Here is a 21402-nt window from a genome sequence, read left to right as displayed (position 1 = left end):
CCACCTCAAATGATTGATACTTCATTTTAACATATTTTGAAAGGATGCGAATTTATGTCGATTTATGATATTACCGTAACGAAAGCCAATCACGAGGATTATACTTTATCAAAGTATAAAGGACAAGTACTACTTATCGTTAATACTGCAAGTGAGTGTGGATTTACAAAACAGTTTGATGGACTGGAAAAACTATTCCAGCAATATAAGGATCAATCATTCACAGTACTTGGATTCCCTTGTAATCAGTTCGGTGGCCAGGAACCCGGAAGCGGAGCAGAAGCTGAACAAAACTGCAGATTGAACTATGGGGTTACATTTCCAATTCATGAAAAGATTAATGTAAACGGTGATGAGGCACACCCTTTATTTAAGTATTTGAAAGATGAGACTAAAGGTCTTATGGGAAATAAAATAAAATGGAACTTCACGAAATTTTTAATCGATCGTGAAGGTAACGTTGTTGAGCGTTTCGCACCAACTAAAACACCAGAGCAACTAAAACAGTATATCGAAAAATATTTGTAAAAAAATAGAACAATTCCGATTAGGAGTTGTTCTTTATTATTGAGTATATTATTCTACAAATGTACTGATTGCATGTTTGTAAATTAAATTTTGTTTGTCTCCGACTTTCAGTAATATAACGTACTTATCGTAGTCCAGTACAGTCCCTTTCATCTGAAACCCATTCGTTAAAAAGACTGTTATTTCCTGCTGATTCTCTTTGTAGTTGTCTAAAAATGTATCCTGCAGGTTAGCTGTATTCGTCATTATAATTCCCCTTTATATTTGTTGTAATTTGTTCAACGATTGATCCAATCGTTAACTCAGAAGTGTCAAACCATTCAATTGCCATCTGGTTATTAAACCACGTCAATTGACGCTTTGCGAAATTCCTAGAATTTTGCTGCAAACTTTCTACCGCTTGATTCAATGAAACTTCTCCATCTATATAAGGAATTATCTCTTTATATCCTATTGCAGTCATGCTTTGTTTCCCTCTATAGCCTTTACTTAACAATGTACTCACTTCCTGAACAAGTCCTTGTTCTATCATGAGTAATACACGATGGTTGATTCTATCATATAATTTAGGACGCGGCATATTAAGTCCTATAATTAATGTATCATACTTTGAACTTAATGTCTGACTTTTTTTCTGGTTCGTTATAGATGTTTCGTGCATATCAAAATATGTAATGGCACGTAATACACGTTGACGATTATTTTTATGAATTTGCTCTGCTGCAAGTGGATCTTTATTCAGCAATATTTCATATAAAGCATCTTTATCATATTGTTCGTATTGATCCATTAGTTTTGCTTTTTTATTTTTATCTTCTTCAACAAACTCATATTCATATAATACACTTTGAATATATAATCCTGTACCACCAACGATCATCGGTATTTTGCCGCGGGTATAAATATCTTCAATTAAATATTCTGCATGTGCTTTAAATTCAGCTGCTGAATACGTTTCGTCCGGATTCTTTATATCAATTAAATGGTGTGGAATACCATCCATTTCTTCCTCGCTAATCTTTGCACTACCGATGTCCATACCTCTGTATACTTGAATAGCATCTCCACTTATTATTTCACCATTTACAGCTTTTGCTACTTCAATACTTAATGCAGTTTTACCAACAGCAGTAGGTCCAACGATAACAATTAACGGAATTTTATTCATAACTTAACCACTTTCTCATATTATTTAATACTTCTCGCTGATTTCGCTCAAATAGCACTTCATGGCGTGCATGTTCATATAACTGTAAATATACATGTGTAATACCACAACTTTTAAACAGCTTCCCTGTTTTTATAACACCTTTACCAAAATTAGAAAATGGATCATCGTTCCCTGCAACTAATAATACTTTAAGGGATTTATTCATGCGCTTAACATTCTGTTTTCTGCTGACATACTTCAATGATTCATTTATTGAATTGAGCGCACCGATTGACATATTGAAACCCGTATAAGGATCGTTAATAAATGCATCGACATTATCTTCGTTAAAACTGAGCCAGTCACTTTCTGTTCGAAGCGGTTTAAATGACTTATTAAAATCTCTCAACGTAATCATATTTACAAAATCGAGCTTTTTATTTTCAGGGTGAATTTTGAGTAAAGGCTTTAAAATCATAGACGCTGCTTCAAACTTTTTATTATAAAAACTAGTTCCTGATAAAATCAGCTTATCAAACAATCCAGGGTATTGGATCACATATTTTCGCGCTACAATACTGCCCATAGAATGACCAAATAAAACATGCTCTCCTTTGAATGCGAATGTCTCAAATATTTCATATGCATCTTTGACTAATGTATCAACAGATGGAAAATGTCCTCTTAATTTTTCATCGATATTCTCTCCATGTCCACGGTGATTATGAATCAGAACATCATAGCCCAGATCGTTAAAATACTTACATACCGGTTCGTATCGCTCCATATGCTCAGCCATACCATGCAGCATTTGTATCACACCTTTTGCATCATTACAGCGGTATAATTTATATTCTATTCGTGTATTATCTTTAAGTGTGATTAACTTCTTCGTTATCATTACAATTTCACCTCAATTCTATTATAAAGAAAAACAATTGAAACGTCACAATATTAAAAGGCTGTGACAAAAATTTTCGTCTGTTAATCGAAAAAAGATAGAGACTTAAGTCTCTATCTCTCGAATAAATTTCTTATGATTCCACAGATACTTGAATAGATGGTGCTTTTGCTTCGTGAATTTTCTGTTCTAATTCACGTGAATACTCCGTAATTTGTGCGTTATCATAATTTAATAATTTTGCCATCGTTTCTATTACAGCATCTTTATATTTTTCTACATTATTTATATTGAAATATAAATCTCCTGTTCGTCTCGTTAAGAAATCTGTAGGCTTCATAACCATTTCTTCCTGCACCGTATAGACAAGCTGTGCATAATAAGATAAAGGCATACCATTAACAAAAGTTTCATGTTTCGCATGTGCAATACTGAACAATTTATCAACGTTTGAGCCGTACTTTTTAATCAGGAAGCGTTGGTCGCTTTCTGGTAAATAGTGATACATTTCCGGTTTAAGGTTTTGCTCAATGAAGTTAGCAAAGTTTGAGCTGCCACCAACATCTCCACCTGACATCGTTGTATGTTTCGTATTGCTTTCTTTGAACGTTAATTTATGCTCTTCTTTTAAACGTTTCGCAACAAGATCAACAATATCCTGAGCCATATGGCGATACCCTGTTAATTTACCACCGGCTATTGTGAGAAGGCCTGATTTTCCTTCCCATATTTCATCCTTACGTGAAATTTCAGATGGATCTTTCCCTTTTTCAAGAATTAACGGTCTAATACCAGCCCATGTCGATTCAATATCGCTATCCTGAACATTTACAGTTGGGAACATATAATTAATTGCATCTATAATATAATCACGATCCTCCTGTGTCACTTTAGGACTCGTTTTATCGTTATTATAAAAAGTATCCGTCGTTCCGACATAAGTTTTTCCATCTCTCGGAATTGCAAATATCATACGCTTGTCACTTTCTGTATCGAAATAAACAGCTTGTTTAAGCGGAAATACACTTTCATCGAACACGAGGTGAATCCCTTTAGTCAGGCGTAATTGCTTATTGTTTTTAGAATAATCTGCGCCACGCACTTCATCTACCCAAGGTCCTGATGCATTGACTACTTTAAGTGCTTTAATCGTAAACTTTGTATTAGTTATCGTATCAATTGCTTCGATACCATCAACTTTTTTCTTCTTATTATAAGTGAATCCTGCTGCCTTCGTATAATTTAATATATCAGCACCAAATTCAGCTGCACGCTTCATTACTTCGATTGTCATTCGCGCATCGTCAGTTTTATATTCAACGTAATAGCCGCCACCTTTTAATCCTTTACTTTTAACAAGTGGCTCTTTATTTAACGTTTCTTTTGCAGAAAGCATCGTTCTTCTTTCTGATTTTTTCACACCCGCTAAATAATCATATACTTTTAATGCAAGAGACGTTGTTGTCGGTCCAAATGTACCGCCTTTATGCATCGGTAAGAGCATCCATTCTGGTGTCGTTACATGTGGTCCATTCTCATATACAATCGCTCTTTCTTTCCCAGTCTCACTTACAACACCAATTTGCAGCTGTTTTAAGTAACGTAATCCACCATGAACAAGTTTCGTTGAGCGTGATGATGTACCACTTGCAAAATCCTGCATTTCAACAAGTGCGACTTTCATACCGCGCTGAGCTGCATCCAGTGCAATTCCAGCACCAGTAATTCCCCCACCGATAACAACGACATCATACGTATTGTTTTTCATTTTGTTCAAAGTTTGATTTCTATTCAGACTTGAAAGTTGCATTATAATTCCTCCAGATTTTTATTTTTTAAATACTTGTGTAGCTTTAACGGCAGTTTGCCATCCTTTATATAAATCTTCTCTCTTTGTTTCGTCCATCTTTGGATCAAATTGTTTTTCTAAATTCCAGCGATTTCGGATTTCTTCTTTTGATTCCCAGTAACCAACTGCAAGACCTGCTAAATAAGCTGCACCTAATGCAGTTGTTTCGTTAATTTCAGGACGCTCTACAGGAACATCTAAAATATCAGACTGGAATTGCATTAAGAAATCATTTTTAACTGCACCACCATCTACACGTAATGTTTTAAGTTCAATTTTCGCATCCTTTTCCATTGCATCTAATACGTCACGTGTTTGATACGCTAATGATTCAAGTGTTGCACGGATAAAGTGTTCTTTCTTTGTACCACGCGTCAATCCAAATACAGCACCTCGTGCTTCAGAGTCCCAGTAAGGTGTACCTAATCCTACAAATGCTGGTACAACATAAACACCATCTGCATCTGTCACTTGTGTTGCATAAGCTTCACTTTGAGGTACATCCTGAATCATACGCATACCATCTCGTAGCCATTGAATTGCACTACCTGCTACAAAAATCGATCCTTCTAATGCATAATTAACTTTTCCATCAATACCATATGCAAGCGTTGTTAATAAACCATTCTCACTTTTAACTGCTTTTTCACCTGTATTCATTAACATGAAACATCCAGTACCATATGTGTTTTTAGCTTCTCCTGACTCGAAACAAGCTTGTCCGAATAATGCGGCTTGCTGATCCCCGGCAATACCTGATATCGGAATCTGATGTCCGAAGAAATGATGATTTGCAGTTTTACCATAAACTTCACTTGAAGGACGAACGTCTGGCAGCATTGAAGCAGGAACAGTTAAATATTCTAATAACTTCTCATCCCATTTCAGCTCATGAATGTTGTACATTAACGTTCTACTAGCATTCGAATAATCCGTTACATGTACTTTACAGCCAGAAAGCTTCCAAACGAGCCATGAATCAATTGTTCCAAATAGTAAGTCACCATTCTCAGCTTTTTCACGGGCACCTTCAACATTATCAAGAATCCACTTTACTTTCGTTCCTGAGAAGTAAGGATCTAATAATAATCCAGTTTTATCACGGAATTCATCTTCTAAACCTTTATCCTTTAAGTCATTACAAATATCCTGTGTCTGACGAGATTGCCATACAATTGCATTGTAAATTGGACGTTCAGTTGTTTTGTCCCAGACAACAGTCGTTTCACGTTGGTTCGTAATACCGATACCTGCAATTTGATCTGGTTTAATATTAGATTCAGTTAAAACAGATGCGAAACATGAAAGTACAGTTGACCAAATTTCATTCGCATCATGTTCCACCCATCCAGCTTTCGGAAAATGTTGTGTGAATTCGCGTTGGGAAACCCCTTTAATCTCTCCATCTTTATTAAATAAAATTACGCGTGTACTCGTTGTACCTTGATCAATCGATAAAATATACTTTTCCATAGTCATCACCCTTTTGTTTTATAATAGATCTACTTTTTCATTCTTTAAGATTGCTTTATTTAAGACTACACCTAAAATAAGTGTTAAAACAATTAATACGATTGAAATAATAAACATGACAAATTGATCTGATTTAAATAATACATGATATAAAGTAGTACCAAATATTGCACCTACCATTGGACCGACCATTGGTACAACTGCATATTTCCAGTTTGAATGTCCTTTACCTGGTATCGGTAAAATCGTATGTGCAATACGCGGACCCCAGTCACGTGCCGGGTTAATTGCATATCCTGTAGTTCCACCTAAACTTAAGCCAATCGCAATAATTAATGCCCCAACTACTAGTGGATTTAAACCTTCTGAGAATTTGTTACCACCGATAAACAATAATGCCATAAGTAAAATAGCTGTACCGATTATTTCTGACACGAAATTTGATACATAGTTTGGATATGCAGGGCCAGTTGCAAACACCCCTAATTTCGTTCCTGCATCCTCTTCTTCTTTAAAGTGCGGCATAAACTGGAACCATACGAGTGCAGCACCGATTACACCACCGATCATCTGCCCTGAAATGTATGGAATGACCTCACGCCAAGGAAGACTACCGTCTACAGCCATTCCGAGCGTTACTGCCGGATTAAGATGTGCACCCGAAATCGAACCGACAGCGTAAACACCCATTACAACTGCTAATCCCCATCCGAATGCAATAACAATCCAGTCAGCTCCTTTTGCATAAGTGCCTTTTAAATTTACGTTTGCATTCACACCACAGCCAAACAAAATTAATACAACCGTTCCCACTAATTCCCCGATAAAATGACTCATAAATCCACTCCTCAAAAATTAATTTAGTTAAAAAAAGACAAAAAGACCCCTAATACGTTTATTAGAGGTCTCTTATACTCGTCCCAAATTATTAACTTGTAACCATCATACATAAAATTGAAAACGGTGTCAATCTATTTATTCACAATCTTTCCATAATGTAGAATTACTCGTCGTTACACATTGTGCACCCGCTTCCAATGCTTTTCTCACTTCATTTTTGTCTTCAATAAGTCCACCAGCAATAATGCGTTTACCCGTCACTTTGTGAATATTTGAGATAGCTTTGTAAAGAACACCAGGTAATACTTCAACATAATCGGGATCTGCTGCTTCAATTAATGCATAACTTTTCTTTAATGCACTTGAATCTATAATAAATGTGCGTAATATCGTCTTAACACCGAGTTGCTTTGCACGTTTTATTATTTTTGGTTTAGTGGAAACAATGCCATCCACTTTATACTTCTGGATAATATATTCAGCCGCAAATTCATCTGTAGACATCCCTTTGATCAAATCTATATGAATGAATGCAGATTTTTGATTTGCTTTTAATATATTAATGTAATTACTAACATGTCCGATATGCACGTCCAAAATGACACACGTATCGTAGCTCGTTTTTATAAATTTTTCTAAATCTTTCATTGATCGAATCGCAGGCAGTATCATTACATCACTCTCTTAAATAATTTTTCTAATTCATAAGTTGTAAATTGTATAATTATCGGTCGTCCATGTGGACATGTATAAGGTTCCTTCGTTTCAGCCAGTTCCTGAATTAAGTAATTCATATCATCTATTCGTAAATAATGATTTGCTTTTATCGACTTTTTACAACTCATCATTATTGCTGTTTCTTCTCTAAATTTATTCAAATCAATGCGTTTATTGTCAAATGCAAAATCAATAAGTTCCTGCAGCGTTTCTTCGTATTGCTCCGGAAACCAGACTGGCACTTCATTAATGACGTAATCATTACCTCCGAAATGCTCGAGTGTTATACCAATGTCTTCGAGTAGAGGTTTTATTTTCTGAATATTGATTGCTTCATCAGTGCTTAAATTTATCGTAACCGGAATTAAGAGTGACTGCATCTCCATACCGACATCACCAATACGCGCTTTGAAATACTCATATTTAATGCGCTCTTGTGCTGCATGCTGGTCAATCATATACATGCCTTCATCATTTTGTGCAATAATATACGTCCCATGTACTTGTCCAACGACTTCCATATATGGGATTGAACGTTCTGGTAATTGTTTTTCATCGTGAACGCTTTTAGTTCGTTCAGAGTTATCTCCAGAATGAATAGGCTCATCTGCCGTTTTATCCTGAAACGCAATTGTTTCCCTGAATAATTCTTTCACAGAATTTGAATCATTTGCTTTATCGCGATCATTATTCTCATAATTGAGAATTTGTTTCGTCTCTTCCTTTTGTAATATCGGCTCAGTAGCTTCCACAGATTCATTACTTTCCTGTACAATTTGGTTTAATTCATCTTTATGTGACTTATTTTTGAGATCATATTCGAACTTTTGCTGTTTAAATTGCTCAAGAACCGATTTTTTCTCAACTTTTGGAATTAAATTTTGCTGCCAGATTTTTTCTTTTATTAGTTGCGATATTAACGCCATAAGTTGTGGTTCTTTCGATAATCTTACTTCCTGTTTTGTAGGGTGGACATTTACATCTACAAGTGCCGGGTCCATCGTTATATGTATCGCAAGCACCGGAAATCGACCAACTGGCAGTAATGTATGATACCCTTCAAGAATCGCTTTCGTAAGCATGAAATTCTTAATATATCTTCCATTGATAAATAGTGACATATAATGACGATTACTTCTCGTATGTTCTGGTTTCGCTATATAACCTGTCACTTTATAGTCTCCAGTTTCACCATTAATTTCAACGAGGTCCTGCGCAATTTTCATACCATATATCTTCGACATTGCTTCCTGCATATTACCATTACCACTCGAATTAATTAACACTTTTTCATCACTGACCAAAGTAAATCTAATATGTGGAAAACTCATAATAAATCGATTCATAATATCCGTAATTTTCCCGAGTTCCGTATGCAAACTTTTCACATATTTAAGGCGCGCAGGCGTATTGTAAAATAGTGCTTCAACTGAAATCTCCGTACCTTGTCGCGCATGTGCTAACGTCTTATTCACTATTTCTCCGTCAATTACATCGATTTGACGGCCTATTTCCCCATCATAACACGTAATAACGCGTACTTTACTAACAGAAGCGATTGAAGCTAAAGCTTCACCCCTGAACCCAAGTGAGCGGATATGAAATAAATCATGATCATTTTCGATTTTACTCGTTGCATGTCTCATAAACATCAGTTCAAGATCGTCTTCCTGTATACCTGAACCGTTATCCGTAACTTTTATTTTATTTAAACCCGCTTCTACAACTTCAACAGTAATGACCGTACTTCCTGCATCAATTGCATTTTCAACGAGCTCTTTTACAACTGACTGCGGGCGTTCAATTACTTCTCCTGCTGCAATTTTATTGCTTATCGAGCTATGTAGTGCTTTTATAACTCCCATGTAATTCACCTACTTTAATCGGGATTTAAGTTCCTGTAACTTCAGTAACGCTTCTACCGGCGTTAATGTATCTATAGATAATTTTTCTATATCTTTAATAATCGATTCATATTCATGTTTCGCCTCAGGAATATGCGTGTCATTGAACAGATCAAATGATGGTTGAGTTTCTTTAATTGTACTTTGATGCTTCGTAGTATCGTTTTGTTCAAATGCTTCTAATAATTCACGTGAACGCTCAATAATATCATCCGGTAATTGTGCAAGCTTTGCAACATGTATACCATAGCTGTTTTCAACAGCACCTGGCATAATTTTATGTAAGAATATCAACTCACCATTATACTCTTTCGCTGCCACATGAATATTATTTAAACCGTCCAGTGACTTTTCTAAATCTACAAGTTCATGATAATGTGTTGAGAAAAGTGTTTTTGCCCCTATCTTATTATGAACATACTCAATCATCGACTGTGCTAATGATAACCCATCATATGTACTAGTTCCACGACCTATTTCATCAAATATAATTAAACTGTTTTCAGTTGCATTTTGTAGTGCGTTTTTCGCTTCCAGCATTTCTACCATAAAAGTACTTTGACCTGAAACTAAATCATCTGCAGCTCCAATTCTAGTAAAAATTTGATCGAATATCGGCACTTCAGCAAATGACGCCGGAACGTATGCACCCATTTGCGCCATAATACTAATAAGCGCAACTTGTCTCATATATGTGCTTTTACCGCTCATGTTCGGTCCAGTTATTAAATATATAAATGTATGTGTATCGAGTAAACAGTCATTTGCGACATACTGGTCTCTTTCCATAACTGTTTCTACTACAGGATGTCTGGCATCCTTTAAGTTTAAAGTTTTTGTACTTGAAATAACCGGCTTCACATATTGATGTTTTACAGCAACTTCACTAAAGTTCTGCAGACAGTCAAGTACGGCAATATTTTTCGCTTGCTGCTTCAAGTTTAAAATAAACGACTTCACATAATCTCTCAATTTAATAAACAGTTCGTATTCTAAATTCATTAATTTATCTTCTGCACCGAGAATAAGAGATTCTTTTTCCTTAAGTTCATCCGTAATAAACCTTTCAGCATTACTCAACGTCTGTTTTCTATTATATCCAAATGCTTCTACATCTAAATTGACAAGGTTAGCCTTAGAAATCTCAATATAGTATCCAAAAACTTTATTGTAACCAATTTTTAATGATTTTACACCTGTACGTTCACGTTCTTTCGCCTGCAGTTCATTGAGCCACTGTTTACCATTTTTTGATGCGAATCTTAAATCATCAATATCCTTGTTAAATCCATCTTTAAATATACCACCTTCTTTAATTGAAGTTGGCGCTTCGTCAAGTAAGCTCGACTCTAGCGTTTCATATAAAGGTGAGAGCGCATCAATATTATCGAGTGTATGAATGACAGCTTTATGAGGTGTAAGTAACTTATGAATCACAGGTAATTGCTCTAATGAATACTTTAACTGAATTAAATCCTTTGCAGTTACATTACCGAACTGTACGCGCCCTGCTAATCGTTCAATATCATAGACATGTGTTAAAGCTTCTCGTAATTCATGTCTTAAAATGAAATGATTATTAAATAGCTCTACACCATTATGTCTAATTTCGATTTCATGCTGATTCAGAAGTGGACGCTCTATCCATTCCTTTACTAATCGATTCCCCATCGGTGTTTTACATTGATTAAAGATAGATAACAACGTACCTTTCTTATTTTTATGACGAATACTTTCTGTTAACTCTAAATTACGCTTTGCATACATATCGAGACGCATGTAATGAACTGGTTCATAATGTACTGCATTATCAATATGCACGAGTGCACTCATCTGCGTGTATTGTATATAAGATAACAGCAAATTTACAGCAGGTTGCATCGCTTCACTTACACTTTTCGCCTGTTCAAACGTATCATTTATCTCAAAACGAGAAATAACTTCAGTGATCATCTTAATTTTCGAAAGTAATACTTCATTCAGATGAATATTCGTAATAATTTCTTTCGGATTTACTGATGCAAGTTCATTCAGCATTTCATCTTCACTTAATTGTGTTACTTTTAACTCACCAGTTGAAACATCACTATATGCAATAGTAAATGAATCCTCATAATAAATACTCGCAATATAATTACTTTCATTCTCGCTGATCATGTCATCCATTACTGTACCAGGTGTGATAATTTTTACAACTTCACGTTTGACCATACCTTTAACTTGCTTTGGGTCTTCCATCTGTTCAGCAATTGCAACTTTATATCCTTTTTCGATTAATCTTTCAATATATGCTTTCGCTGAGTGATGTGGCACGCCACACATTGGTATATTATTTTTTTTATCTCGACGCGTAAGTGTGATTTCAAGTTCTTTCGCTGTTAATTCTGCATCTTCATAAAACATCTCATAAAAATCGCCGAGTCTGAAAAATAAAATACAGTCTTTATATTGTTCTTTCATTTGTAAGTATTGCGTCATCATTGGTGTTGGCTTTGACATAATCTCAATCCTTTATTTCTTATTTTCAAAATTGGAATTGTCTAAAAAAGAGGTTCAGACAAAATCGTCTCAACCCCTTTATATTATTATTAATTTCCACAACCAGGTGCTGCGTTTGCTTTTTCCGCGCCTGTTTCACCTGTTAATAAATCGCCACCTGTTGAAATAATAATTTCATCTGTTACTGTTTGGCTAATGGCATGTGATACCATTTGAAGTAAGCCGTTCACTTCAAACTGCGCTTCTTTAAATTGGTCAACAATCGGCATTTCATCAAGTTCTGCTTCAACTTTAGCAATCTTCTCTTCAACCATACCTAATGCTTTTTCCTTACCGTACTGCTCAAAATTCACAGCTTGTTTCTGTAATGATTTTAAAGATGCCATCTTTTCACGAACGACTTGCGTTTCATGAATTTGTGCTTCGGCACGTTTGAAAAATTCAACCGCTTCTGTTTCTGCCATCATTTTACCAAGTTCTTTTGCTTTTGCTAAAATTTCATCGTTTGTATACATATCTACACCTCTAATGGTTTTATTATTTCAATCATTTCACCGTTCATTGAATATTGTTTCGTCTCAGTTACTTTCAATTTTACAAATTGACCAATAGCTTCTTTAGGTCCTTTAAAGTTTACGAGTTTGTTCTTCTCTGTATAACCAGCTAAGATCTCATCATTTTTCTTTGAAGGCCCTTCACAAAGCACAATAACTTCTTCATTTAAATATTTAGATAACGCTCGCTCAGTATAATCACCTACAAGTTTATTTAAACGCTGCAGACGATCTTTCTTTTCGCGCATCGGAACGTTGTCTTTCATTTTTGCTGCCGGAGTCCCTTCACGTGGTGAATATAAATACGTATATGCATGATCAAATTGAACTGCTTCATACAATGATAATGTTTCCTGGAACTGCTCTTCTGTTTCGTTCGGATAACCAACGATAATATCAGTCGTTAATGCTACATCCGGCATCGCACGCTTAATTTTACCGATCAGCTCTAAATAACTTTCTCGTGTATATTTACGTCCCATAATTTTAAGTACTTCATTATTCCCACTTTGAACAGGTAAATGAATATGCGGCACGATATTGCCACCTGCTGCAATTACTTCAATTAATCGATCATCAAAGTCCCACGGATGACTCGTTGTAAAGCGAACACGTGGAATATCAATTTTCTGGATATCCGCAAGTAAATCACCTAAACCGTAATTTAAACCTTCAATATCTTTTCCATATGCGTTAACGTTCTGCCCGAGAAGACAAATCTCCTTATACCCACGACGTGCAAGGTCACGTACTTCTGCAATAATTTCTTCTGGCATACGGCTACGCTCTTTACCACGTGTAAACGGTACGATACAGTATGTACAGAATTTATCACAACCATACATAATATTAACCCATGCTTTCGTATCACCTAAACGTGATTTAGGAAGGTTTTCAATTACGTCACCTTCTTTACTCCATACTTCAACGACCATCGCCTTAGACATATATGCTTCATCTAAAATTGCTGGTAAACGGTGAATATTATGCGTTCCAAAAATCATGTCAACGTTTTGATATGATTTTAAAATTTTATTTACAACAGATTCTTCCTGTGACATACAGCCACATACACCGATAAGCACATCAGGTTTCGCCTGTTTAATGTGTTTCAAATTACCGATTTCACCAAAAACTTTATTCTCAGCGTTCTCACGAATCGCACACGTGTTTAATAAAATAACATCCGCTTCATTTACATCAGTCGTCGCTTCATATTCTAAAGCCTCAAAAATACCTGCCATTACTTCTGTATCATGTTCATTCATCTGACAACCATAAGTACGGATGAAGAATTTACGACCACGACCTAATCCACGATATTGCTCATCAATTTTGAAATCGTTATGATACTTTACGTCTTCTTTGCCTCGACGCTTTGCTTCTTTTAAATTTGGTCCTTGATAAACATGCTCAAAATATTTGCTGTAATCTTTTTCAGGAACAGCATTTACTTTCGCATCTGACCTTTGTAATCTTCCTTCTTCGTTCATTTTATATAACCCCATTTTATTCATAATATCATTACTATAGTATAAAGGTTTAAACATAGATTTTCAAAGCATTTTTACTTTTGTAGGCGTTTCGTAATATTCTTGATTGTACTACGATATATTTTTATTTTTAATATGCTTCAACTACAATTTCATCCGTCATTTATATATTAATGACGGATGAAATTTATTCTAACAACGCTTCATCTCCACTTTTTAACATATTCGCATAAACACCATTTGATACAATTAAATCTTTTTGATACCCTTGTTCAATAATTTCACCTTTTTCCAGAACGACTATTTTATCTGCCTTTTTAACCGTATTTAATCGATGTGCAATGATAATACTCGTTCTGTTCTCCATTAGTCTTTCTATCGCTTGCTGCAATTTCATTTCTGTAACCGTATCTATATTACTTGTAGCTTCATCCAATAGTAATATTCTCGGATCAAGTATGAGTGCTCTTGCGATGTTGATAAGTTGTTTTTCCCCTTGAGAAAGATGTGTCGCTTCAAATGAGATTTCTGTATCAAAGCCATGTTCAAGTCTCATAATAAAGTCATAAGCATTTGCATCTTTTGCTGCTTGAATCATCACTTCATCCGAGATATTCTGATTTCTATATTTAATGTTTTCACGTATTGTACCATCAAATATAAACGGATCCTGTAATACATACGCCATTTGACTTCTTAATGTTGCTTTCGGTATATCTTTAATATTGATACCATCGATTTGTATAGTACCTTGACCTATTTCATAAAAACGCGCTAACAACTGCATTAATGTTGTTTTTCCTGCACCGGTTGCACCTACTAATGCAAGTGATTCTCCTGTTTTTAAATTGATTGATACATTATTAATCGTCGGTCGCTCCTGTTGTTCATTGTATTTAAATGTTACATTGTTAAAATCGATATTTCCACTTATGTTTAATTTTTCATTTATACCACTTATATCTTCTTCTGGCTCTGTATCTATTATTTCGAAGACACGTTCTGCACCGCTTAACGCAGATAATACTGTATTAAATTGGTTTGCTAAGTCGTTTAACGGTCTTGTAAATTGTCTTGCATACTCTGCAAATATAACGATCGTCCCTACTGTAATATTATGTCCGTTTAGCGCAAGTATCCCGCCAATACCGGCGACAATCGCAAACGATAAGTTATTAAAGAAGTTCATTACTTTCGGTATTAATCCGGAGTACGATACTGACCAGTAACTTGTATCGCGCACTTGTTTATTTTTCTCACTGAATCCTTCTATTACATACTGCTCTCTCGTGAATAGTTTAACAACTTCCTGTCCTGATATAATTTCTTCTATATATCCGTTCATTTCACCTATTGCTTTTTGTCTTCTTTTATATAATATACTCGTTCGATTCGTAATCCATCGCATCGCAATAAACATTAAAGGTATGATCAGCATCGTCAGCAATGTCAAAATTGGACTTAACATTATCATAACGATAATTGTTCCGATAATTGTAATAATTGATGATGTAAATTGTATGAATGATGAATTAAGCACTTGCGATATCGTATCGATATCATTCGTCATACGACTCATCAGTTCACCGTGCTGACGTTTATCGAAAAAAGGTATCGGTAATTTTTGTAAACTTCTGAACAATAACATTCTTAATTTGTATACTGCAACTTGTGCTATTGTAACCATTAATATCGCCGCAATATATGAAAACAGTGAGAGTCCGGTAAAGATAAGAAGTAATAATAGTAAATCAATCTCAATACCATCAAAACGTTGTGTTAATATTTTATCGTCAATTAGTTTACCGATTAAGTACGGTCCTAACAATCCTAAAAGTGAGGAAATGATAACGGAAATAATTACAACTGCCAGCTTCCATTTCTGTCCTTCCATAAGTGACCATATTCGACGTAACGAATACTTCCAGTTTTTAGACTTTGCAATTGGGTTACCACGTTGATCCGTTTTCTTAACTTTACTTTCTTTTATATCTTCTTTCGTTAAGATGACGGGGTGTCCTAATATAGATTTAATCAATTGAATCACCTCTTTCCTGAGAATCATTGATTGCTTTATACAGTTGCGACGACTTAAGTAACGCGTTATGTGTACCGAACGCAACAATCTCTCCCTGATCCAGCAGGAGTATATGATCTGCACTTTTCGCTGTTTGAATCTTCTGTGTAACGATTATTCTTGTCATACTGAGTTTTGATAATGCTTCGAACAAATTATTTTCTGTATGAACATCAAGTGCTGACGTACTATCGTCTAAAATAAGTATACTCGGTGATTTAATCACTGCTCTCGCAATCGCTAAGCGCTGTTTTTGACCACCCGATAAATTTACACCTTCCTGGCCAACTTTTGTTCCATATGCATCATCAAAATCAAGTATATTTTGATGGACTTGTGCAATTTTAGTAGCCTCTGTTACGTCTTCTGTCTCTGCCTGACGATTACCGAATATAATGTTATCAAACACACTACCCGTAAAAAGAATGTTCCGTTGTGGCACGTATCCAATCATTGTTCTTAATATATTAGTATCAATTGATTTAATATTAATGCCATTTATAAGTATTTCCCCTTCACTTACATCATACATTCTCGGTAGCAAACTCAGCAGTGCACTTTTTCCTGAACCAGTCGCCCCCATGATGACAAATTTTTCACCTGCATCTATATTAAAAGTGATGTCTTTAAGTGCATATTGGTGGCTCAGTGGATATTTGAATGAAACATTTCTGAATGATACTGAAGCACCACCTGATATTTCAATTTGCTCTGTATGATCATCTGAAGATGTTTCAGTCAGCAGAATTTCCTGCATTCTGTCAGCACTTGCTTTCGCTCTTGAAAACGCAATGATAATGAACGCAAACATTGAAAAGCCACCTTGCATTCTTAGTGCATAATTGATCACAGCAACAAGCGCCCCTACATTTAGAACGCCTTCTGTTATATCAAGTGCTCCGATATAAATAATTAATAACAATGAACTATTCATAACGATGAGCAGAAACGGTAAAATTCTCTCCATTAATTTAAGTGCTTTTGTTGTATCATCTTTAAGCGATAACGCAGTAATGCCAAACTTCATCGTTTCATAATCCGCACTCATATTTGCACGAATCATTCGTACTGCGGATAAATTCTGCTGTACGTTGCGATTAAGATGATCTAATTTCTCCTGAACTTTCAGGAAAATTTGCATTCCTTTTTTAGATGTAAAATATAAAAAAATAAATATTAATGGTGCACCGATAAGTAAATATAACGCTAAATGCGGCGCTACGATAAAACTCATAATAATGCTTCCTAAAACGAGCAACGGCGCTCTCAGCATTATCCTTAAGCTCATAAACAATACCATTTCACAAGCGATGACATCGTTTGTAAGTCTCGTAATTAAACTTGAAGTTTTAAACTTTTCAATATGCTTTAAAGCAAATTGCTGTACTTTATTAAATAATGCAGTTCTTAAGTCGAATGAAAAACCATGACAAACATGACTTGCAATAAAGGAATTGACTACACCACAAATAAACGCAAATGCGCTTAATACGAGTAGCAGTATTAAATAAAAACGTGTTGCATCCATATTTTCTTTCATCAAACCATCATTGATGATAAATGAAAGTATTATCGGGAGACTGAGTTCTACTGCTAATTCTGCAAGCATAAGCAATAAAGCAATAACAATCCACAAACGATATGGAAAAGTAAATTTTATTATTTCTCTCATCATTTCCCCTCCATAAACTGTATTATATATTATTGTGCCATATCGGTTTCCGAAATGTATAATTTATGCTCTATTTATCGCAACTTTCTTAAAAATGAAGTATAATAATTAAATATTGTAGAAAAGAGGATTATCCCATGTCATTTATATCACAGCTCATAGATTTTATACTTCACATAGATGAGCATTTAGTAAATATCGTGAAAGATTATGGTACTTTAACGTATGCAATTTTATTTACGATCGTATTCGTTGAAACAGGTTTAGTCATAATGCCGTTCTTACCTGGTGACTCGATGTTGTTTGCGGCTGGTGCACTTGCACCTCAAGGTGCACTGAACATCTGGATTTTATTTTTCGTACTGACTGCCGCTGCAATCATCGGTGATACGGTTAATTATCACATCGGGAAATTTTTAGGTTTAGGTGTATACAACCACCCTAAACTTGGAAAATTTATAAAAAAGGAACATTTAGATAAAGCTGAAGATTTCTTTAATACACACGGTGGTAAAACAATTGCTATTGCACGTTTTATGCCATTTATCAGAACGTTTATTCCTTTTGTTGCCGGCGCAAGTAAAATGCGCTATGGATACTTTATTACGTATAATATAATCGGCGCAATTTTATGGGTCGGCATATGTCTGTCTGCTGGATACTTTTTCGGTAACATTAAAATTGTCAAAGACAATTTTGAAATTGTATTAATATTAATCATTTTAATTTCTGTATTACCTGCAGTTTTCAGTTTCGTCCAATCATACTTTGTTCGCAGAAAAATGAAACGAAACACTAATAGAAAGCATTAATTAAAAATAACCGAATGTGATATCACATTCGGTTATTTTAATAGTTGTATAATGTTTGCTTTTAATTGAGCCGATTGCGCTACTGTTAACTGATCAGATACATCAATTGACTGAATTATCGTTGCAGGCTTTTCATTTAAAACTAATATTCGACTGCTCATCTTTATCGCCTCATCAATACTATGTGTAATCATTAAGACTGTTTTATCACTTTCACTTAATAATGATTTCAGCCATACTTGCATATCATTTCGCGTTATTTCATCAAGTGCAGAAAATGGTTCATCCAACAATAGTAACTGGTGGGTCGTATTGAGCGCGCGAAGAAACGAAACTCGCTGTTTCATTCCTCCTGATAGTTCATGCGGATACTTATCCTTGATTGAAAGAAATCCTGCTCTTTCCAGTAAGCTTATTGCGTTACTTTCGCTCACATTCGCTTTAATTTCTGATGCAAGTTCAATATTTTGAATGACCGTACGCCAAGGCATTAATGAATGCGTCTGAGGCATAAACGACACATGACCTGTCGTACCATTTAAGTAACACGCGCCATCTGTCGGATGAATGAGTCCACCAATGATATTCATTATCGTACTTTTGCCACTACCACTCGGACCGATAAGTGCAACAATCTCACCTTGATTGAGTTCCATATTCACATCTTTTATGACTAAATCCTTATCATAACGATGCATAATATTTTGAAGTTGAATAATAGGTTTCATCGCTGCCACCTCAATATAATACGTTGAATTATATATATAATTGAATACATTACCATCGCAAAGATTATAATCCATACAATTGCTACAAATACTTGATCGACTTGAAAAGCACGTTGTGCGATCAGCATAAACTTTCCTAATCCTTTATCGCTTCCGAGCCACTCAGAAATAATCGCCCCCATAACAGAGTATGTACCGGCAATTTTTAATCCGTTAAAGAAAAACGGCATGCTGTTTGGCCATTCCAGTTTAAAAAATCGCTCTAGTCGTGTAGCGCCCATCATTTTCATATATTTCTCTAAATCTTTATCTGTTTCATTAAATCCTTCAAGTAAGCTTACAGTAATCGGAAAGAAACATACGAGAGTAATCACAATTAACTTTGGCAAAATGCCAAACCCAAACCAAATGACAAGTAATGGCGCAATAACAATGACCGGTACATTCTGACTCATTATAAGCAGTGGGTAAATATAATCGTTTAACACCGGCACTAAACGTAATAGTACAGCGACAAAAACACCGCATATTACAGAACATATCATTCCTAAAATAACGAGCTGCATCGTCGGATATAAATGAACATGATATGTACTGAAATCATTAAAGAAGCTAATAAAAATTGCACTAGGTGCCGGTAAAGTATATTCATCAACATGCAATATACGTACAAGAACTTCCCATGTTATGAGCAAACTTATAAAAAATATAAGAAATTTTATATACTTAATCATCTATATTTCTGAACAAGTGAATCCATTGATACATGTTCAGCATGATAAAACTTCACTTGAGAAATAATGGATGCACAACCCATTTCTCGCATCGCCTTATTCATCTTTTCAATCAATGATAACAATTCACTCATATCCCCTTCTATACTTGTTTCAAGTGGACTTACATAATATTTAAGGTTTGAATCATCTATTACTTGTATTGCTCGATCAACATATGGAATAACATCTTCACCGTTTGGTGTTTTCGGGATAATTTGTATACTCATAATCGTATCTGCCATTATTTTTCCTCCACAAATTCATTTGTAAAAGCATCTTTTGCTACAAAATCTTTCGTGATAACTTTATTATCTTTCATAAATTGACCGAAATTTTTCCAGATGCGTTCTTGCTGATAGCCCCAGTACTTCGCATCATCCTGATATTTAGGCGATAAATACTTTTGCGACTCATAGACTAATTTTTCCTGCTTTTTAAGTTCAGGAGCAGCTTCCATTAATATATCTGCACTTTCTTTATCATGTTTAATTGAATATTCATATCCTTCTTTAAGTGCAGTCATAAATTTCTTAGCAGTTTCTTTATTAGACTTTAAATATTGCTCGTTTGCAATTACAACTGGCGTATAGTAATCAAGGTTTTTATCATAATCAATTAAATACTGCATGTTTACATCTATATTACGTGTTTTTGCTTCAATACCAGTCCATCCGTAATAAACCCACGCGAAATCAATATTTTTCTTTGAAGCCGTAAAGAAATCTGTATTGCCCATATTAATAATTTTCGTATCGTTTACAGAAGCACCGTCTTTTTTCATAACAGCATCTATCATAGGTTTTTCAATCGGCGCACCCCAACCGCCATAAGTTTTACCTGCATAATCTTTTGGTGTCTTAATATTTTTCTCTTTTAAGCTCATAAATCCACTCGTATTGTGCTGAATTATTGCACCGATAGATTTAACGGGTATACCTTCTGAACGTGATTGTGTTACAGTTTCCTGAGCGCTAATCCCAAACTGAACATCCTTCTTGTTTGCTGCGATTAACTGATCTGCCGTAACTTCACCAGGAGTCTTAATTTCAACGTCAAGCCCTTGTTTTTTAAAGTAACCTTTCTTCTGTGCCACATATAATCCTGTATGATTCGTATTCGGCGTCCAATCCAGCATGATAGTTACTTTTTCATTTTTTGAGTCTTTACCTTTATCTGCAGCTTTATCGCCACAACCTGCCAGTAAAATAACACAACTTGTACTTAATAATAACTTTTGATTCATATTAGCCTCCAAAAAAACACAACCTGACTGCAGGTTGTGTCGATTGGCACTTCCCTACGCTGGTTTCACCCAGATCAGGTATATAAGGGTTTAGGACGGATCCATTCTCAGAGTAACTCCCCTAGTGTTTATAGTTAATTTATTTTGTTCTAACTCAGTATAACAGTTTTATATTAATGAATGTAC

General features: G+C 35.1%; 19 protein-coding genes and 1 riboswitch. Of the genes, 2 read left to right on the top strand and 17 right to left on the bottom strand.

What is annotated here, in order from left to right; all coding sequences use genetic code 11:
* Positions 1 to 54 precede the first annotated feature (54 nt).
* Positions 55 to 528, top strand: coding sequence for a glutathione peroxidase (locus LAU42_RS05220; protein ID WP_224184624.1), 474 nt, complete (start codon positions 55 to 57; stop codon positions 526 to 528).
* A 48-nt stretch (positions 529 to 576) separates the two neighbouring features.
* Here LAU42_RS05220 and hfq read toward each other — a convergent pair whose 3' ends face one another.
* The 13 genes from hfq to LAU42_RS05155 form a co-directional block, all read right to left on the bottom strand.
* Positions 577 to 774: an RNA chaperone Hfq gene (gene hfq, locus LAU42_RS05215; RefSeq protein ID WP_224184623.1), complete on the bottom strand. Its 198-nt coding sequence runs from the start codon at positions 772 to 774 to the stop codon at positions 577 to 579.
* The gene (miaA, locus tag LAU42_RS05210; protein WP_224184622.1) at positions 758 to 1696 is read right to left on the bottom strand and encodes a tRNA (adenosine(37)-N6)-dimethylallyltransferase MiaA; all 939 of its coding nucleotides are present in this window, start codon (positions 1694 to 1696) and stop codon (positions 758 to 760) included. Before miaA ends, hfq begins: the two co-directional genes overlap by 17 nt.
* The gene (locus tag LAU42_RS05205; protein WP_224184621.1) at positions 1689 to 2579 is read right to left on the bottom strand and encodes an alpha/beta fold hydrolase; all 891 of its coding nucleotides are present in this window, start codon (positions 2577 to 2579) and stop codon (positions 1689 to 1691) included. Before LAU42_RS05205 ends, miaA begins: the two co-directional genes overlap by 8 nt.
* 133 nt (positions 2580 to 2712) lie before the next feature.
* Complete coding sequence (locus tag LAU42_RS05200; protein ID WP_224184620.1) at positions 2713 to 4389, bottom strand: glycerol-3-phosphate dehydrogenase/oxidase; 1677 nt, start codon at positions 4387 to 4389, stop codon at positions 2713 to 2715.
* An 18-nt stretch (positions 4390 to 4407) separates the two neighbouring features.
* Complete coding sequence (glpK, locus tag LAU42_RS05195) at positions 4408 to 5901, bottom strand: glycerol kinase GlpK (RefSeq protein ID WP_224184619.1); 1494 nt, start codon at positions 5899 to 5901, stop codon at positions 4408 to 4410.
* An 18-nt stretch (positions 5902 to 5919) separates the two neighbouring features.
* A complete protein-coding gene (locus LAU42_RS05190) occupies positions 5920 to 6738 on the bottom strand; it encodes an MIP/aquaporin family protein (protein ID WP_224184618.1) in 819 nt (272 codons plus the stop codon).
* A 138-nt stretch (positions 6739 to 6876) separates the two neighbouring features.
* Positions 6877 to 7413 (bottom strand): glycerol-3-phosphate responsive antiterminator, encoded by a 537-nt coding sequence (locus LAU42_RS05185; RefSeq protein WP_224184617.1) that lies wholly within the window; start codon positions 7411 to 7413, stop codon positions 6877 to 6879.
* On the bottom strand, positions 7413 to 9323 hold the full coding sequence (gene mutL, locus LAU42_RS05180; protein ID WP_224184616.1) for a DNA mismatch repair endonuclease MutL: 1911 nt from the start codon (positions 9321 to 9323) through the stop codon (positions 7413 to 7415). The genes LAU42_RS05185 and mutL overlap by 1 nt, the downstream gene beginning before the upstream one ends.
* 9 nt (positions 9324 to 9332) lie before the next feature.
* Entirely contained in the window at positions 9333 to 11861 is a 2529-nt protein-coding gene (gene mutS, locus LAU42_RS05175) for a DNA mismatch repair protein MutS (RefSeq protein WP_224184615.1), read from the bottom strand.
* A gap of 89 nt (positions 11862 to 11950) precedes the next feature.
* Positions 11951 to 12376, bottom strand: coding sequence for a YlbF/YmcA family competence regulator (locus LAU42_RS05170; RefSeq protein WP_224184614.1), 426 nt, complete (start codon positions 12374 to 12376; stop codon positions 11951 to 11953).
* A 2-nt stretch (positions 12377 to 12378) separates the two neighbouring features.
* On the bottom strand, positions 12379 to 13908 hold the full coding sequence (gene miaB, locus LAU42_RS05165) for a tRNA (N6-isopentenyl adenosine(37)-C2)-methylthiotransferase MiaB (RefSeq protein WP_224184744.1): 1530 nt from the start codon (positions 13906 to 13908) through the stop codon (positions 12379 to 12381).
* Between the two features lie 187 nt (positions 13909 to 14095).
* Positions 14096 to 15955 carry an ABC transporter ATP-binding protein gene (locus LAU42_RS05160; RefSeq protein WP_338147636.1) on the bottom strand — a complete coding sequence of 620 codons (1860 nt, stop codon included), beginning with the start codon at positions 15953 to 15955 and terminating at the stop codon, positions 14096 to 14098.
* Complete coding sequence (locus LAU42_RS05155; protein WP_338147635.1) at positions 15939 to 17660, bottom strand: ABC transporter ATP-binding protein; 1722 nt, start codon at positions 17658 to 17660, stop codon at positions 15939 to 15941. The genes LAU42_RS05160 and LAU42_RS05155 overlap by 17 nt, the downstream gene beginning before the upstream one ends.
* Positions 17661 to 17794: 134 nt before the next feature.
* Here LAU42_RS05155 and LAU42_RS05150 point away from each other — a divergent pair, with 134 nt between their 5' ends.
* The gene (locus LAU42_RS05150) at positions 17795 to 18469 is read left to right on the top strand and encodes a DedA family protein (protein WP_224184613.1); all 675 of its coding nucleotides are present in this window, start codon (positions 17795 to 17797) and stop codon (positions 18467 to 18469) included.
* A 32-nt stretch (positions 18470 to 18501) separates the two neighbouring features.
* On the opposite strand, the gene LAU42_RS05145 is transcribed toward LAU42_RS05150, so the two are convergent.
* From LAU42_RS05145 to LAU42_RS05130, 4 genes are read right to left on the bottom strand one after another with little or no spacing between them, the layout of a single operon-like run.
* Positions 18502 to 19197, bottom strand: coding sequence for an ABC transporter ATP-binding protein (locus LAU42_RS05145; protein WP_224184612.1), 696 nt, complete (start codon positions 19195 to 19197; stop codon positions 18502 to 18504).
* The gene (locus tag LAU42_RS05140; RefSeq protein ID WP_224184611.1) at positions 19194 to 19892 is read right to left on the bottom strand and encodes an ABC transporter permease; all 699 of its coding nucleotides are present in this window, start codon (positions 19890 to 19892) and stop codon (positions 19194 to 19196) included. The genes LAU42_RS05145 and LAU42_RS05140 overlap by 4 nt, the downstream gene beginning before the upstream one ends.
* A 35-nt stretch (positions 19893 to 19927) precedes the next feature.
* Positions 19928 to 20215, bottom strand: a complete 288-nt coding sequence (locus tag LAU42_RS05135) for a thiamine-binding protein (protein WP_224184610.1) — start codon at positions 20213 to 20215, stop codon at positions 19928 to 19930.
* Positions 20215 to 21216: an ABC transporter substrate-binding protein gene (locus LAU42_RS05130; RefSeq protein ID WP_224184609.1), complete on the bottom strand. Its 1002-nt coding sequence runs from the start codon at positions 21214 to 21216 to the stop codon at positions 20215 to 20217. The genes LAU42_RS05135 and LAU42_RS05130 overlap by 1 nt, the downstream gene beginning before the upstream one ends.
* Positions 21217 to 21250: 34 nt before the next feature.
* Positions 21251 to 21349, bottom strand: a riboswitch (TPP riboswitch).
* Positions 21350 to 21402 lie beyond the last annotated feature (53 nt).

The organism is Macrococcus armenti (assembly GCF_020097135.1).
Lineage (GTDB): Bacteria > Bacillota > Bacilli > Staphylococcales > Staphylococcaceae > Macrococcoides > Macrococcoides armenti.
Note: the sequence above shows the minus strand (reverse complement) of the source record. Positions and strands in the feature narration are given on the sequence as shown.

Coding starts and splice junctions, on each gene's coding strand:
- LAU42_RS05220 (WP_224184624.1), top strand. CDS start 55: ATGTCGATTTATGATATTACCGTAACGAAAGCCAATCACGAGGATTAT.
- hfq (WP_224184623.1), bottom strand. CDS start 774: ATGACGAATACAGCTAACCTGCAGGATACATTTTTAGACAACTACAAA.
- miaA (WP_224184622.1), bottom strand. CDS start 1,696: ATGAATAAAATTCCGTTAATTGTTATCGTTGGACCTACTGCTGTTGGT.
- LAU42_RS05205 (WP_224184621.1), bottom strand. CDS start 2,579: ATGATAACGAAGAAGTTAATCACACTTAAAGATAATACACGAATAGAA.
- LAU42_RS05200 (WP_224184620.1), bottom strand. CDS start 4,389: ATGCAACTTTCAAGTCTGAATAGAAATCAAACTTTGAACAAAATGAAA.
- glpK (WP_224184619.1), bottom strand. CDS start 5,901: ATGGAAAAGTATATTTTATCGATTGATCAAGGTACAACGAGTACACGC.
- LAU42_RS05190 (WP_224184618.1), bottom strand. CDS start 6,738: ATGAGTCATTTTATCGGGGAATTAGTGGGAACGGTTGTATTAATTTTG.
- LAU42_RS05185 (WP_224184617.1), bottom strand. CDS start 7,413: ATGATACTGCCTGCGATTCGATCAATGAAAGATTTAGAAAAATTTATA.
- mutL (WP_224184616.1), bottom strand. CDS start 9,323: ATGGGAGTTATAAAAGCACTACATAGCTCGATAAGCAATAAAATTGCA.
- mutS (WP_224184615.1), bottom strand. CDS start 11,861: ATGTCAAAGCCAACACCAATGATGACGCAATACTTACAAATGAAAGAA.
- LAU42_RS05170 (WP_224184614.1), bottom strand. CDS start 12,376: ATGTATACAAACGATGAAATTTTAGCAAAAGCAAAAGAACTTGGTAAA.
- miaB (WP_224184744.1), bottom strand. CDS start 13,908: ATGAACGAAGAAGGAAGATTACAAAGGTCAGATGCGAAAGTAAATGCT.
- LAU42_RS05155 (WP_338147635.1), bottom strand. CDS start 17,660: ATGATGAGAGAAATAATAAAATTTACTTTTCCATATCGTTTGTGGATT.
- LAU42_RS05150 (WP_224184613.1), top strand. CDS start 17,795: ATGTCATTTATATCACAGCTCATAGATTTTATACTTCACATAGATGAG.
- LAU42_RS05145 (WP_224184612.1), bottom strand. CDS start 19,197: ATGAAACCTATTATTCAACTTCAAAATATTATGCATCGTTATGATAAG.
- LAU42_RS05135 (WP_224184610.1), bottom strand. CDS start 20,215: ATGGCAGATACGATTATGAGTATACAAATTATCCCGAAAACACCAAAC.
- LAU42_RS05130 (WP_224184609.1), bottom strand. CDS start 21,216: ATGAATCAAAAGTTATTATTAAGTACAAGTTGTGTTATTTTACTGGCA.